This is a genomic window from Candidatus Symbiopectobacterium sp. NZEC135 (assembly GCF_025962695.1).
In genome coordinates, this window is the sequence record NZ_JAGFPF010001228.1 from 1 (window position 1) to 648 (window position 648).

Sequence of the window (648 nt, forward strand, 5' to 3'; positions counted from 1 at the left end):
AACAGTACAAGCGTCTGGTACTGGGTAAAGAAGTGCGTTTGCGCAATGCGTATGTCATCAAGGCGGAACGGGTTGAGAAAGATGAACAGGGCGTTATCACCGCGCTGTATTGCACTTATGATGCCGAAACGTTGAGTAAAGACCCGGCTGACGGGCGTAAAGTGAAGGGCGTTATTCATTGGGTTTCTGCCGCACATGCGCTGCCGGCTGAGTTCCGCCTTTACGATCGCCTGTTCAACATGCCAAATCCAGGTGCGGCGGATGACTTCCTCGCAACCATCAACCCGGATTCGCTAAAAGTGGCTCAGGGATTTGTTGAACCGAGTTTGGCGAAGGCAGAAGTAGAAAAAGCGTATCAGTTTGAACGCGAAGGGTATTTCTGTGCCGATCGCCGCTATTCGAGCGAAACGCATCTGGTGTTCAACCGCACGGTAGGTCTGCGTGATACCTGGGTTGGCTGAGGCCAGCGTTTGACTGAAATGAAAAAACCGCCTGTTTGGGCGGTTTTTTTATGGCATCAATCAGAAAAAACCTGACTTATTTTGGGTCGTGGAGCGTTTCTTCTTCGCGGCAGTCGCCCGTAGCGCAATGGCCATAGAGGTACAAACTGTGGTTAGTCAGTTTGATACCGTGTCTGTCTGCGATTTC

General features: G+C 51.1%; 2 pseudogenes. One reads left to right on the forward strand and one right to left on the reverse strand.

The window, feature by feature from the left end:
* Positions 1-461: pseudogene (locus J5224_RS33505) on the forward strand (glutamine--tRNA ligase); the annotation flags it as partial.
* 76 nt (positions 462-537) lie between these two features.
* On the opposite strand, the pseudogene fur reads toward J5224_RS33505, so the two are convergent.
* Positions 538-648: pseudogene (gene fur, locus J5224_RS33510) on the reverse strand (ferric iron uptake transcriptional regulator); the annotation flags it as partial.